This window comes from Halomicrococcus gelatinilyticus (assembly GCA_024227995.1).
In the GTDB taxonomy this organism is placed as follows: Archaea; Halobacteriota; Halobacteria; order Halobacteriales; family Haladaptataceae; genus Halomicrococcus; species Halomicrococcus gelatinilyticus.
In genome coordinates, this window is the sequence record CP100465.1 from 2,257,811 (window position 1) to 2,271,514 (window position 13,704).

Annotated in this window: 13 protein-coding genes; 3 read left to right on the plus strand and 10 right to left on the minus strand. The window is 68.1% G+C overall.

Annotated elements, in window-relative coordinates; genetic code table 11:
- Position 1: 1 nt before the first annotated feature.
- The 7 genes from NKT36_RS11885 to gfo6 all read right to left on the minus strand — a co-directional run bounded on the left by NKT36_RS11885 (position 2) and on the right by gfo6 (position 6,733).
- A complete protein-coding gene (locus tag NKT36_RS11885; RefSeq protein ID WP_327051263.1) occupies positions 2-778 on the minus strand; it encodes an enoyl-CoA hydratase/isomerase family protein in 777 nt (258 codons plus the stop codon).
- Positions 779-1,037: 259 nt separating this feature from the next.
- Positions 1,038-1,613: a DUF7110 family protein gene (locus NKT36_RS11890; protein WP_327051264.1), complete on the minus strand. Its 576-nt coding sequence runs from the start codon at positions 1,611-1,613 to the stop codon at positions 1,038-1,040.
- A gap of 96 nt (positions 1,614-1,709) precedes the next feature.
- A complete protein-coding gene (locus NKT36_RS11895) occupies positions 1,710-2,054 on the minus strand; it encodes a glutaredoxin family protein (RefSeq protein ID WP_327051265.1) in 345 nt (114 codons plus the stop codon).
- 149 nt (positions 2,055-2,203) lie between these two features.
- Positions 2,204-3,670, minus strand: a complete 1,467-nt coding sequence (locus NKT36_RS11900) for a globin-coupled sensor protein (protein WP_327051266.1) — start codon at positions 3,668-3,670, stop codon at positions 2,204-2,206.
- A gap of 150 nt (positions 3,671-3,820) precedes the next feature.
- Positions 3,821-4,453 (minus strand): transcriptional regulator GfcR, encoded by a 633-nt coding sequence (gene gfcR / locus NKT36_RS11905; protein ID WP_327051267.1) that lies wholly within the window; start codon positions 4,451-4,453, stop codon positions 3,821-3,823.
- Positions 4,450-5,514: a glucose 1-dehydrogenase gene (locus tag NKT36_RS11910; RefSeq protein WP_327051269.1), complete on the minus strand. Its 1,065-nt coding sequence runs from the start codon at positions 5,512-5,514 to the stop codon at positions 4,450-4,452. The genes gfcR and NKT36_RS11910 overlap by 4 nt, the downstream gene beginning before the upstream one ends.
- Before the next feature lie 142 nt (positions 5,515-5,656).
- Positions 5,657-6,733: a D-xylose 1-dehydrogenase Gfo6 gene (gene gfo6, locus NKT36_RS11915; protein ID WP_327051270.1), complete on the minus strand. Its 1,077-nt coding sequence runs from the start codon at positions 6,731-6,733 to the stop codon at positions 5,657-5,659.
- Between the two features lie 510 nt (positions 6,734-7,243).
- Here gfo6 and NKT36_RS11920 point away from each other — a divergent pair.
- Together NKT36_RS11920 and ppc are read left to right on the plus strand one after the other, a co-directional pair.
- Positions 7,244-7,573: a transcription factor S gene (locus NKT36_RS11920; protein ID WP_327051271.1), complete on the plus strand. Its 330-nt coding sequence runs from the start codon at positions 7,244-7,246 to the stop codon at positions 7,571-7,573.
- A 176-nt stretch (positions 7,574-7,749) separates the two neighbouring features.
- On the plus strand, positions 7,750-10,434 hold the full coding sequence (gene ppc / locus NKT36_RS11925; protein ID WP_327051272.1) for a phosphoenolpyruvate carboxylase: 2,685 nt from the start codon (positions 7,750-7,752) through the stop codon (positions 10,432-10,434).
- Here ppc and NKT36_RS11930 read toward each other — a convergent pair.
- Both NKT36_RS11930 and NKT36_RS11935 read right to left on the minus strand, forming a co-directional pair.
- Complete coding sequence (locus tag NKT36_RS11930) at positions 10,431-10,883, minus strand: pyridoxamine 5'-phosphate oxidase family protein (RefSeq protein ID WP_327051273.1); 453 nt, start codon at positions 10,881-10,883, stop codon at positions 10,431-10,433. The two genes, ppc and NKT36_RS11930, sit on opposite strands and share 4 nt — an antisense overlap.
- 62 nt (positions 10,884-10,945) lie before the next feature.
- A complete protein-coding gene (locus NKT36_RS11935) occupies positions 10,946-12,514 on the minus strand; it encodes a globin-coupled sensor protein (protein WP_327051274.1) in 1,569 nt (522 codons plus the stop codon).
- 269 nt (positions 12,515-12,783) lie between these two features.
- Here NKT36_RS11935 and NKT36_RS11940 point away from each other — a divergent pair, with 269 nt between their 5' ends.
- Positions 12,784-13,161, plus strand: coding sequence for a rhodanese-like domain-containing protein (locus NKT36_RS11940; protein ID WP_327051275.1), 378 nt, complete (start codon positions 12,784-12,786; stop codon positions 13,159-13,161).
- A gap of 161 nt (positions 13,162-13,322) precedes the next feature.
- Here NKT36_RS11940 and yciH read toward each other — a convergent pair whose 3' ends face one another.
- Entirely contained in the window at positions 13,323-13,616 is a 294-nt protein-coding gene (gene yciH / locus NKT36_RS11945; RefSeq protein WP_327051276.1) for a stress response translation initiation inhibitor YciH, read from the minus strand.
- Between the last annotated feature and the right edge of the window lie 88 nt (positions 13,617-13,704).

The following is a 13,704-nucleotide window of genomic DNA, read 5'->3' on the forward strand; positions in this document are numbered from 1 at the left end:
GCTACTCGAACTCCGGTTCGCGGTCCTCGACGAACGCTTCCATCCCCTCGCGCTGGTCGTGGGTGCCGAACAGCGAGCTCCAGAGCCGGCGCTCGTAGCGCAGCCCCGAGTCCAGGTCGCCCTCTTGCACCTGGTTCAGCGCCTCCTTGGCCGCCTCCAGTGCGTAGGTCGGCTTCGCGGCGAGGTCGGCGGCCATGTCCGCGACGTAGCCGTCGAGCTGGTCGTGGGCGACCACGTCACCGACGAGGCCCATCTCGTGGGCGTCCTGGGCGTCGACGCGCTCGCCGAAGAAGACGAGTCGGCGTGCGAGTTCGTCGCCGACGAGCCGCGCGAGGCGCTGGGTGCCGCCCCAGCCGGGGACGATGCCGAGGTCGATCTCGGTCTGGCCGAGGACGGCGTTCTCGCTGGCGACGCGGAGGTCGCAGGCCAGCGCGAGCTCGCAGCCGCCGCCGAAGGCGTAGCCGTTGATGGCCGCGATGGTCGGCCCCGGGAACGTCTCGAAGGCGTCGGCGACCTCGTGGCCGAGTTCCGCGTACGCCTGCGCCTCCGGCGTCGAGAGGTCCTGCATGTACCCGATGTCCGCGCCGGCGACGAACGCGTCCTCGCCGGCGCCGGTGAGCACGACCACCTGCGCCTCCTGTTCGGCTGCCTCGGCGAGTGCCTCCTTCATCGCCGTCAGCGTCGCGACGTTCACGGCGTTCAGCCGGTCCGGTCGGTCGACGGTGAGCGTGGCGACGTCGTCCTCTATCTCGAGTCGGATGGTGTCCCACTCTGACATGCGCGATACGTCTCCCGGGGGCGGGGTAAGCGTTCCGGGGGACGCGGGGACCCGGTGGCACAGGGAGACCGGCTCTTCGTTCCGTGCTCTCGACCGTGGACGTGGGTGCCGACGGCGGCGGCCTCGCTGCTGGTCGCTGACCGCTCACTGGTGGCCGCCGACTCGTCGGTGTCCGACTGTTCGACGTCCCGTCAGTCGACACGTCGCTATCGGAGGGGTGCCGTTCTCGAACCGGCGACGAAAATCGGTCCGACGACGTTCAGGAGATGAACTTGTTGTCGCGCCAGTCGACGCCGCCGCTCGAGGAACTGTCGCTGCTCGGTCCCTCGACCACCTCGATGGTCGCGGGGCGGTCCTCGCCGTCGACGATGCGGGTCGCTTCGAGTTCCTCGTCGATCTCCGCGATGGCGGTCAGCGTCCCCTTGTCGGCTTCGCGGGCGAGTTCGCAGAGCACCTCGAACATGGGGTACTGGAGCGCGCTGTTCTGGAGGACGGTCTCGCGGTCGCCCTTGAACGCGGCGACCTCGATGAGTTCGCCCAGCGGTTCCTCGTTCTCCTCTTCCTCTTCGTTGCCCCACTGGGGCTGGTTGCGCAACTCTTCCTCCTCTTCCGTGAACACTCGCGTCTCGGTCACGCTCGCCTTCAACTGCGCCGTCGGCGTGTACTTGCTGATGCTTTCGTCGGTCGAGACGGCGCTGATTATGAGCGTGTTGTTCCGCCGCGTGATGTCGACGCTGTCGATGGCGCCCGGAAGATCCGGGTCGTCCTCGAAATAATCGTACACCGTTTCCAGCGGCAGTTCGAGCGTCGAGTGCAGTCTGTATACCTGGCTCATTTGTTATGCTGTGGTCCGTCTCCCATCGGCTGTTCACGGTACAGTACGCGGTCCGAACTTATAGGGCCTGCCCTTCGGCTCGTCGTCGGCATGGCGTCAGGTCCGGAGCGTCTCGGCGAGGTCGCCGCGTTCGGCCATCTCCGCGAGCACGTCGCTGCCGCCGACGAACTCCCCGTCGACGAACGTCTGGGGGATGGTCTCCCAGTCGCTGTGCTCCGCCAGGACCTCGCGGTACGCCTCGAGGTTCTCGAGCACGTCCACGGTCTCGAACTCCTCCTCGCGGTGCTGGTCGATCAGTTCGAGCGCACGTCGCGAGTAGCCACACTGGGGCATCATCCGCGTGCCCTTCATGAAGAGGACGACGTCCTCCTCTTCCAGAGCCGTGTCGACGCGCTCGCGGACGTCGTCCTCGCTCAGTTCCTCGCCAGGCGTGAACGTCATACGGTTACGTTAGCGCTCCCAACGCAAAGAAGTTGCGACCGCTTCGTCGGTACGAGCGCCTGTCTTCGTCGTTACGGCCGTCTGCCTTCGTCGCTACGGGCACCTGCACCGCCGGTCGAGGTGAACGTGCTCCGCTCGCCCACCTCCCGTCACTCGTTCAGCCGTTCCAGCGACCGCTCGATCTGCCTGCACTCCGCGGTCTGCTGTTCGGCCGCGGCGGCGATCTCGCGGACGGAGTCGGATATCAGGTCCGCCTTCTCGGACGCCTGGTCGACCATCGCGGCGATCTCCTCGGAGCTGGCGGCCTGCTCGTCGGTCGCCGTCGCGACCTCCTCCAGGCCGTCCGCGGTGGCCTGCACGGCGTCGACGATCTCCTCGAGCTGGCGGAGCGACGACTCGATGTGCTCGATGCCGCGGTCGATACGCTCGTCCGTCTCCTGGAGGCTCTCGACCGTCTCCTCGGTGTTCGCCTGCATCTCGTCGATCATCCCCTCGATGCGCCCGGCCTGTGCCTTCGACTCCTCGGCGAGTCCCTTGATCTCCTCGGCGACGACGGCGAACCCGTCGCCGGCCTCCCCGGCGCGCGCCGCCTCGATGTTGGCGTTGAGCGCGAGGAGGTTGGTCTGGTCGGCGATGTCGTTGATGACGTCGGCGATCTCGGTTATCTCGTTCGCGGTGGTCTGGAGGTCGTCCATGTCGTCCGACACCTGCTCGCTCGCCTCCTCGATGTCGGTCATGACCTCGATGGCGTCGCCGGCCGACTCCTGGCCGTCGAGGGCGAGCTCCTCGGCCTCCTGACTCTCGCGTTTGACCTCCTCGGCGCTGGCCGCGACCTCCTCGACCGTCGCGCTCAGACTGGACACCTCGGACGCTATCGACCCCATGTCGTCGGACTGCTCGTCGGCGAGGTCGGTGATCTCCTGGGTCCCGTCCGCCACGCCCCCTGCCGACTCGTGGAGGTCCGACACCGACTCCTCTATCTCGCGGGTGGCCTCCGCGCGTCGCGCCAGTTCGCCCTCGACCGTCTGGTTGTACGAGTGGATGTACGTGTCCATCGCCACCTGCTGGTCGATGTTGATGAGCCGCAGCACCGACATCGCGCGCTCGACGGTCTCCTCGACGGCGAGTTCGACCGCGTCGTCGCCACCGCCGCTCCCGTACGCCGCCGACACGTCCTCCGCGATGGCCTCGAGGATGCCCTCGTAGTAGACCGCGTACGCCCCCAGGTAGATCTTCGGTCCCAGGTCCAGCAGGTCGTGTATCTTCCCGATACGGGCCCGTCCCTCGAAGTAGCGCTCGTCGTAGCGGCCGCGGCCGAGGCCGCGGAGGTATTCGACCTGGGACGCCTTCAACTGGTCCATCGACCGCGTCGACTTCTCCAGGAACGCTACCGTCTCGTCGCGCTGCTGGAGGTGCGCGTAGAACCGCTCGACCAGGTCCTCGCTGACGTCGTCGAACAGACCCGACATCTCGTCCAGCCGTCGTGCGTCCTCGGCGTCGAACCCGGTGTACTCCTTGCGCCACCGAATCTCCGCTTCGTCGATGCCGATGTCCCCGAGAAGGTCCTGTCCGTCGATCTGTGACGCCCGCCCGCTTTTTTCTCCGGCCCCTGACATACATCGCTTGTCACGGACACAAGTTATAAACGTAGTGCCAACACCTACCACACAGACGGTTGGTTTTAGGGCTAAACGGAAAGATTACTGGCGTCTCTGGGCGTTTCTATCGCCGGAACGGGGCCGTCGCGGACGGCTCTTCCCTCGCCGTCACTCCTCGCTGCCGACGCCGATGACCTGCACGAGCGAGTAGACCGGGACGTCGCGGATCTCGTCGATGCCCTGCTTGTCCGCGAGGACGACGCAGGCGACGGGGTTGCCCCCCTGGTCCTGGATGGCCTCGATGGTCTCGGTCATCGTCGTCCCGCTCGTGATGGTGTCGTCGACGACGTAGCAGTCCCGGTCGCGGATCTGGGCGAAGTTGCGCGAGAAGCTGCCGCCGTACTCCTCGATGTCGCCCTCCTCCCACTGGTGCTTGCGGGGAGCGTACGTCCCGAGGTCCGTGTCGAGTTCGCGGGCGACGGTCGTCGCGAGCGGCGCGCCGGCCTTCTCGATGCCGATGGTGAGGTCGACCTCCTCGCCGTGCTTCGACAGGAGGTCCGCCATTGCCGCGCCGACGTGGCCGAGGCGGGCGCTGTCCCGCCCGACTGCGCTCCAGTCGACGTGGATGTCCTGGGTGCCGCCGGCCGGTTCGTCCCTCGCGGTCGCCGCCGTTCCGCTGCGCTCGACCAGCCAGCTGGCGGTCTCGCGCGAGACGTTCAGTTCGTCGGCGATCTCTCCCTTCGACAGGCCGCCCTCGGCCAGCTCTGCCGCACTCTCTATGAGGTCGTCTACGTTCTTCATTGGTTATCGAATTTCACGGCCGTCTTTATTGTCGTTTCGTCGTCGGCGAACGCGCGGTCGACGTTCTCCAGGTCCGCGACCTCTGTGACGAGGTCGTCGAGCAGCCACGCCGGCAGGTCCGCCAGCGTCTCGACGGCCGCCTCGAAGTGGCGGTAACCGGAGTTGACGCTCCCGACGAGCGCCTTGTTCGTCATCACCAGTTCGCGGTGGAGGGCACCGCCGTCGACCTCGAACGTCCACGAGTCGGGGACGCCCAGCAGCGCCGCGACGCCGTTCGGCGCGAGCGCGTCGACGCTCTCGAAGGCGTGTCGCGCGTAGCCCGTCGCCTCGAAGACGAGGTCCGTCGCCTCGTGGGCGTCCGGGACCGTCGACACCGGCGTCTCCCGGGAGTCGACGTAGGTGCCGCCGAGCGCCTCGATGACGTCGACGGTCGGGTCGGGGCGGTCGCGCCGTCCGAGGCAGTAGGTGCGCTCGACGCGGTCGCCCAGCATCGCCAGCGTGAGCAGTCCGAGGCTCCCGTTGCCGAGCACCATCGCGGACTCGGGCCGCCAGTCGAACGACGACCGCGAGGCGTCGGCCAGTTCGAGTGCCTTCTCGGCGACGCTGACGGGTTCGACGAGGAAGCCCCACTCCGCGAGGTCCGCGGGGATGGGGACCAGGTACTCCGCGGGACTCGTGAAGTACTCGCTCATGAACCCGTGCGCCCCCGAGATGCCGCGCTCGACGGTCTCGTCCGGCGGCGCCATGTCCGGTTGCCCGCGGTCGAACCACTCGGTCGGGCCGTCGGCGGGCGGTCGTCGGACCGTGGGCACGACCACGTCGCCCTCGGACAGCGCCGTTCCGTTGGCGTCCGCGACGACGCCGACCGCCTCGTGTCCGAGGACGAGGTGGTCGGCGTCAGCCGGGAACTCGCCGTGATGGCCCGCCAGTATCTCGTGGTCCGTGCCGTCGACGCCCACGCGGAGCGTCCGGACGAGCGCCTCGCCGTCGTCCGGAACCGGACGCGGCTTCTCGACGAGTTCCGGGGACGACGACCCCCGGCGGAGTGCGACTGCTTGCATACCCGACCGTTGTCACCCCACACGCAAAAGATTTATTCTTATCCGAGTTAACCCTGGGCGGTGGCTGGCGTCCGCCGTCGTCGTCTTCTCCGCTCTCCCGACGGCTGGCGCTGCCGTCGAGCCGTCAGGGGTCCTCGAGCCGTCAGGACGTCACCGCGACGCGCTCGCCCGCGTCCGCCGACTCGTATATCGCCGTCGTCGTCCGCACGTCGACCAGTGCGTGCTCGCCGTCCGGGCCGGGGTCGCGCCCGTCGAGCAGGCAGTCGGCGAAGTAGTCGAACTCCGCGCGCACCTCGTCCACCGGTTCGACCGAGAACGCCGCCTCGGCGTCGTCGCGCTCGACCGTCAACTGGGCCTCTCCGAAGAACGCCGGTTTCAGCGTGGCCCGTCCTTCCGTTCCGGTGACGGTGAGGTGGTCGCGCCGCTGGGCGTACTGGCTGGCGACGCAGGCGGCCGCGACCCCGTCGTCGAACGCGACCTCGAAGGAGACGTGCTCGTCCACCCCGGCGAACGCCTCGTCCGGACTCGCGGTCGTCCCCTGGGCGTGCGTCGGGTCCGCGTCGAGCACGAACCGCGCCGTGTTCAGGGGGTACACCCCGAGGTCGACGAGCGCCGACCCGCCGGCGAGGTCGGGGTCGAGTCGCCACTGGTCGGGGTCCGGCGACACCGTCGCGAACACGTCCTGGCACATCGCCCCCTCGACGAGCGCCGGGTCGCCGAGGAACCCGTCCCGCACCAGCTCCCGCATGCGCCGCGCGGCCGGTTCCACGTGCATCCGGTAGCCGACCATCAACTGGACGCCGGCAGCGTCGCAGCGCTCGACCAGCCGCTCGGCGCGCTCGACCGTCGCCTCCATCGGCTTCTCGCAGAGGACCGCCTTGCCGTGGTCGGCCGCCGTCGCGGCGAAGTCCAGGTGGGTCGCGTTCGGCGTCGCGACGTAGACGGCGTCGTAGGCGTCCGTCCCCTCGCCGTCGTGGTACGCCTCGTAGTCCAGCGCCCGCTCGGCCTCCGTCCGCTCGCGCACCCGCTCGGCCTTCGACGACGACCCGCTGACGACCGCTCCCACCTCGCAGTAGTCACTCGCCGCGAGCGCCGGGACGACCTGTTCGCGCGCCCACCACCCCAGGCCGACGAGCGCGAACCGAACGGGCTCGTCGGGGACGTCGACCGTCTGCCAGTCGCGCCGCGTGAACTCCGCAAGATGTTCGGCCAGTTCCATGCCGCCGGCACGGCGTCGCGTCGATTAGGTCTTCGGGCTTCCGCGCTACACCACCAGTACGCTCGAAGACGATGAGTACGCTCGAAGACGATGCTGGGAACGACTCTGCGTGTGAGAAATCAACGACGGCCGTGAACGACCCGAAAGCCCCTGGCGGCTCCGGTCGAGGGGCTCGTTGCGGTCCTCGCTCCGCTGCGGTCCTTACGTCGCCCGTCTTCCCGGAGCCGCCAGCCCCTTTCAGTCCCACCCGTGTGCTTTCCCGGCCAGCCGGAACGGGTGGGACTGAAAGGGGCCGCGTGCTCGACGTGCCCGGACGACGCAAGCACCGCAGGTCGAAGACCGAGGAGCGCAGCGAGTCCCCGGCGTCGAGCACGCGGGGGCTTTCGGGGTGTTCGAAACTGGTCCAGTAGCCGCCCGATACGATTGCAACACTATCTTGGCGTTCACTCGGGTTGCAGCGTTCGGGTCGCGTACGTGGCGCTTTTGAGGACGGACCGACTACGGCCCGGTATGCAGTTCTGCGACGACTGTGGCTCCATGATGAAGTCGATGGGGTCGAAGATGATCTGCACGAACGACGACTGCCAGGCGACGGTCGGCAAGGACGAGGAGAAGGCCGCCGAGTTCGTCTCGACGGAGGAGCAGACCGGCGACGAGGTCATCGAGACCGACGAGAACGCCAACTTCGAGGGCAAGCCGACCGCCGACGACGTGACCTGCGAGAAGTGCGGCCACGGCGAGGCGTGGTACACCATCAAGCAGACCGGCGCTGCCGACGAACCGCCGACGCGCTTCTTCAAGTGCAAGGAGTGTGGCTACCGCTGGCGGGAGTACGCGTAGCCCCGTTTCTCCTGTGGTCCCTGACGTGCGACGAGGTGGACGTTCGGCGTTGTCTGTGCCGCTCGAGGTCACCTGCCAGAATGGTGTCGTAGATGACCAGTTGTGTTTGAGTGACGAACGCTCGCAATATTTGCTCTGACGCAGATTTTTTCCTCCTGCCCGTGTAAATTTCTGGCATGGAACTGCATGCCAGGGACGTCCGCCAGGACGTCCGCGAGCTCGGCACGATGCTCGGGGAGGCGCTCGAGCAGCACGCCTCCTCCGAGGCGTTCGAGACGGTAGAGACGCTTCGCACTGCGGCTATCGACTACCGGCGTGGCGACGCCGACTCCCGCGACGCGGTCCGCGAGACCGTCGCGGAACTGTCGTCGGACCGGGCCGTGGCCGTCGCGCGCGCGTTCGCCCTCTACTTCGAGCTCATTAACCTCGCCGAGGAGCGCCAGCGCGTGCGGGCTATCCGGGAGGGCCGCCAGTCGGGGACGCTGCCGGACGACGTGCGCGCCGCCGCGGAGCGACTCGCCGCGTCGGACGCCGACACGGAGACGGTCCAGTCGCTACTGGACGACGTGCTCGTCGAACCGACCTTCACCGCGCACCCGACGGAGGCGCGCCGGAAGACGGTGAAGGCGAAGCTGCGCACCGTCGCCGACCTGCTGGAGACGCTCGACGAACACCGGCTCACCGAGCGCGAGCAGCGCCGCCTGGAGCGTCGCCTCGACGCCGAGGTGGTCGGCCTCTGGACGACCCGGCAGGTGCGCGAACGCCAGCCCGAGGTGGCCGACGAGGCGCGCAACGTCCAGTGGTACCTCGAGAACGTACTCTTCGACGTGGTCGGCGAGGTGTACGAGGAGCTCGGGCAGGCGTTCGACGACTTCGACGCCGACGTCCCCAAGCTCTTCGAGTTCCGCTCGTGGGCGGGCAGCGACCGCGACGGCAACCCCTACGTCACGCCCGAGGTGACCGCCGAGACGCTCGACCGCCAGCGCGAGATCGCCTGCGAGCGCTACCGCTCCGAACTGGAGCGGCTCATCGGCGTCCTCAGCCAGGACGGCGCTCGCATCCCCACGAGCGACGCGTTCGAGGCGAGCCTCGACGCCGACCGCGAGCACCTGCCGCGCGTGGCCGAGGCCGTGCAGGAGCGCTACCCCGACGAGCCGTACCGCCAGAAGCTCGCGGTGATGCTGGAGCGCGTCGACCGCGTCGGGAGCGTCCGTCCGGGCGGGTACGACGACGCCGACGAACTGCTGGCGGACCTCGACGCCGTCGCCGACGGTCTCCGGGCCGCCGGCCTGGACGACGTCGTCGCCGCGGAGGTGACGCCGCTCGCCCGCCAGGTCGACACGTTCGGCCTCTCGCTGGCGAACCTCGACCTGCGCGACCACCGCGAGAACCACGAGATGGCGGTCGACGAGGCGCTCGCCCGGGAGGGTGTCGACTACGCGGCGATGGACGAGGGGGAGCGCCAACAGCTGCTCACCGAGGCCATCCTGGACGACGAACGGGTGATCTCACTCGACGGCGAGGGCCTCTCGGAGACCGCCGCACGCGTGCTGACGCTGTTCGAGCGGCTGGGCGAGTGGCAGCGCGAGTACGGCACCGACGCCATCGACACCTACTGCATCAGCATGACCGAGGAGCCGAGCCACGTCCTCGAGGTGCTGTTCCTGGCCGACCAGGCCGGCGTCGTCGACCTGCCGGGGCACTGCGGCATCGACGTGGCGCCGCTGCTGGAGACGGAGTCGGCGCTCGCGAGCGCCCAGGAGTTCCTCGCCACCCTGTTCGAGAACGAGGCGTACGCCGCCGCGCTCGACGTCCGCGGCGGGACCCAGGAGGTGATGCTCGGCTACTCCGACTCCAACAAGGAGAACGGCTTCCTCGCGGCGAACTGGGAGCTGAACCGCGCCCAGCGCGACCTCGCGGCCGTCTGCGACGAGTACGGCGTCCGCCTGCGGCTGTTCCACGGGCGCGGCGGCTCCATCTCCCGCGGCGGCGGCCCGATGAACGAGGCGCTGCTGGCGCTGCCGCCCGAGACCGTCTCCGGGCAGGTGAAGTTCACCGAGCAGGGCGAGTCCATCGCCGAGAAGTACGCCAACCCCGCCGTCGCGGAGCGGGAACTCGAACAGATGCTCAACGCCCAGATCCGGGCGCGGTACGGCGCGGTGAGCGACGAGCGGACGGCCCCCCGCGAGGAGTGGGTCGACGCGATGTCGACGGCGGCCGAGAGCGCCCGCGTCGCGTACCGCGACCTCCTCGAATCGGAGGGGTTCGTCCGCTACTTCGAGGAGACGACGCCCATCACGGTCATCGAACAGTTGAACCTCGGGTCCCGGCCGGCCTCGCGGTCGGGCGAGCGCACCGTCGAGGACCTCCGCGCGATACCCTGGGTGTTCTCGTGGACCCAGACCCGCTGCATCCTCCCGGGCTGGTACGGGCTGGCGTCCGGGTTCGACGCCTACCTCGACGGCGGCGGCGACCTCGAACGGCTCCAGGAGATGTACGCCGAGTGGCCGTTCTTCCGCACGACGCTGGAGAACGCCGCGCTGGCGCTCGCCCGCACCGACCTCGAGATAGCGGCCGAGTACGCCGACCTCGCCTCCGACGACCTCGACGAGAAGTTCTTCCCGCGACTCCGCGCGGAGTACGAGCGCGCGGTCGAACTGGTCACGGCCATCGTCGGCCGCGACGACCTGCTGGCGCGGGAGTGGCTCCGCGAGAGCCTCGACCGCCGAAACCCGTACGTCGACCCGCTGAACCTGCTGCAGGCCGACCTCCTGGGGCGAACCCACCGGACGCCGGCGGAGGAGCGGGCGCTCCGGTTGACGGTCACCGGCGTCGCGGCCGGGATGAAGAACACCGGCTAGGCGGCGTCGTAGGCCGTACCCTGGTAGCCCGTCAGCTCGTCGACGTTCATCCGCACGAGTTCGAACTCGACGTCCTCGCTGCGCGCCCCGAACGCCCGGAGGGGCGGTATCGACGCGTCGGTCGCCAGTCGCTCGAACGCCTCCGCCGACTCCACGTCCGGGACGGGCGTGAGCGCCCCGGCGGCGACGACGCTCCGCCACTCGTGGACGCCGTCCATCTCGGTGACGACGAGGCGGGCGCGGGACGTCGTCTCGAGGAACTCGTCTTTCGTGCCGCCGTCGAGACTGCCGAACTGGAAGAAGAACTGGCGGTCGCCGTCGTAGCCGTACGACATCGGTATCGCGTACGCCTCGTCGTCCCGGGCGAGGGCGAGCGTCCCGTACCCCATCTCACGGAGGAACGCCGTCCGCTCCGTCGCTTCCATCACGATACCCTGTTGGTTGGTCATAACCCTGTTAAGAATCAGGGTGGAAAAAGGATAGCGGTTCGGCCAGGTTCGCGGAACGAGCGTCAGATGCGGTCGGTGTCCGTCGACTTCTCTCCAAGTTGCTCGACCGTCTCGTCCAGGTCCCTGAGGGTGTTCGCCATCTCCTCGTTCGTGCTGGCGATGGTCGTCACCTCTTCGGAGACCTGCGTCGCGGTTGCGGCGGCCTCGTCGATCATGTTCGCCACCTCCTGGGTGCTCGCGGCCTGCTCGTCCGTCGCCTCCGTTATCTCCTCCATCCCGATGGCCGTCTCGGTCGCCGCCTCGACGATGCGCTCCAGTTTCTCGCTCGTCTCCTGGACCGCCTCGACCGTCTCCTCGATCGACGACTCGCTGTCCTCGAGACTGTCGAGGGTGCTCCCGGTCCGCTGCTCGATGCGGCCGACCATCGACTCTATCTCGGCGGCGCGGTCCTGGGACTCCTCGGCGAGCGACTTCACCTCCTCGGCGACGACGGCGAACCCGTCGCCGGCCTCGCCGGCGCGCGCCGCCTCGATGGAGGCGTTGAGCGCGAGCAGGTTCGTCTGGTCGGCCACGTCGTTGATCATCTCGACGGCGTCGCCGATCTCCTCGACGGCGTCCTGGAGCGCGCGGGCGTCCTGCACCATGCTCTCGCGGGCCTCGTCGGTCGACTCCGTCGCCGCGATGGCCTTCTCGCCGAGCTCCTTCCCCTCCTCGGCCAGGTCGCGCGCCTCCTGGCTCTGCTCCTCGACCTCGGCGGCGCTGGCGGCGATCTCCTCGACCGTCGCGCTCTGGGTGCCGACCTCCTTCGCGACGTCGTCCATCTTCTCGGACTGCTCGCCGGTGAGGTCGCTGATCTCCTGGGAGCTCTCGGCGACCTCCTCGGCGGACTCGTGGAGGTCGACGATGGTCGACGCCGTCTCCTCCCGCATCTCGCGGGAGTGTTCGATCTCCGTCCGCATCTCCTCGGAGTGGGAGTGGACGTACGTGTCGGCGGCGATCTGCATGTCGAAGTTGATGAGACGCAACAGCGAGAGGGCGTCGTTCATGCGGTCGTCGACGGCCGACCGGAGGTCGTCCACGAGCGCGTCCACGTCCGTGCCCGCGGCCGCCGCCTGCCCGCCGTCGGCGGCGTGCGACGACACGCGCTCGCGTACCATCTCCTCGACCTGGTCCGCGAGGCGACCGGACAGCAGCGGCAGGATGAGGTCGTAGTAGACGCCGTACTGGCCGATGTAGTGCTTCAGCGGCATGTCGATCATGTCGTGGAGCTTGCCGATGCGCGCGCGGTTGCGGACGTACTCCTCGCCGTACTCGCCGTCGGCGAGCGAGACGAGGTAGGCCGCCTGGGTCTCCTTCAGCGACTCGACGGACCGCGAGGACGACTCCAGGATCTCCATCGTCTGGTCGTACTGCTGAAGGTTGTCGTAGAACTGTTCGGCGATTTCCTCACGGTTCGCCATCAGCATGTCGCGCATCTCGGCGAGCCGTTCGGCGTCCTCGTCGTCGATGTTCAGGAAGTCCTTCCGCCACTCGATCTCGTCTTCGTCCATTCCGATGTTCTCTAGCTGTCCCCTCGCGTCGATCTGCTTCGACCGGCTAGAGTTCCCGAAAATCTCCTCGGGGTTTTCCATGACGGTTACTGTCGACACCCCTTTAAATTCCTACCGTTATCAGAGACGAAATTCCCGATGCAAGAATTTGGATAAAACACAGGTGAACTCCGGGATGGTTGAATACTCGCCGGACCAGGCGACGGTGGTCGTCGTTACATCGGTGTCAGGGGGTATGCACGTCTGCGCTCGGCCAACGACGGCGCGCCGGCTCGCATCGTCCGCGGTCGACGTGGGCGAATCCGTGCCGACCGGGGCGTTTATTCGGCCGGCTCCCCAATCGCCCGTCGATGGACGGCGAGATCGCTCCGGCGGAGGTGTACGAACTCCTCGAGGACGGCGAGGACGTCCGCGTCGTCGACATCCGCTCCGAGGCGGAGTTCGAGACCGGCCACGTTCCGGGCAGCGAGTGCATCCCCTTCCACGCGCTCCCCGGTCGCATCGACGAGCTCGACGGCGCGAGCTACGTCGTCACCGTCTGCCCGCACGGCAAGTCCAGCGTCCAGGCGGCCCGACTCATCGGGTCCTACGAGGGCGTCCCCGACGACGCCCGCGTCGAGAGCATGGCGGGCGGACTCGACGCGTGGGACCACGAACTCGAGTCCGACGCGGACGTCGCGTCGAGCGACGAGCCGACCTCGGACGCAGCGTCCGACGCCCCGTTCTGAGACGGCGGCCGCTACGCTCCGTGGGCCGTAGACGCGCAATGGGCCGTGGACGCCCGTAGTCCCGCGAGCGTCGCCACTTTTCGGGCTTTCGACCGGCGAGAGTTAGTTAGAGAGCCGCGTGGCGCTCTTCACCCCGCGAGAGCGGCAGAGTCGACGTGAGGTCAGGCGACGTTGAATCCCTTATCGCGCAGGAAATCCTCGACGCGTCCGGTGTGGTTGCCCTGGAGTTCTATCTGGCCGTTTTCGACAGTCCCGCCACAGGCGAACTTCGATTTCAGATCTGAGGACAGACTGTCCAGGTCCACGTCCTTGGGGTCGAATCCTTCGATGATCGTTACTTCCTTTCCGTAACGGCGCTCGTCGATGCGGATGGTGATCTGCTGGGACTCTTTCGCGACGTCTTCGCAGACGCAGAGCTCCTCGGGCAGCCCGCACGTCGAGCAGACTTCCGACATTACGTCTTGGCGTACGAAATCAACCTATTAAACATTGTCGGGTATGTTGCCATGTCCGGCGGTAGGTGTCCTCACGCCCCGTTCTCGG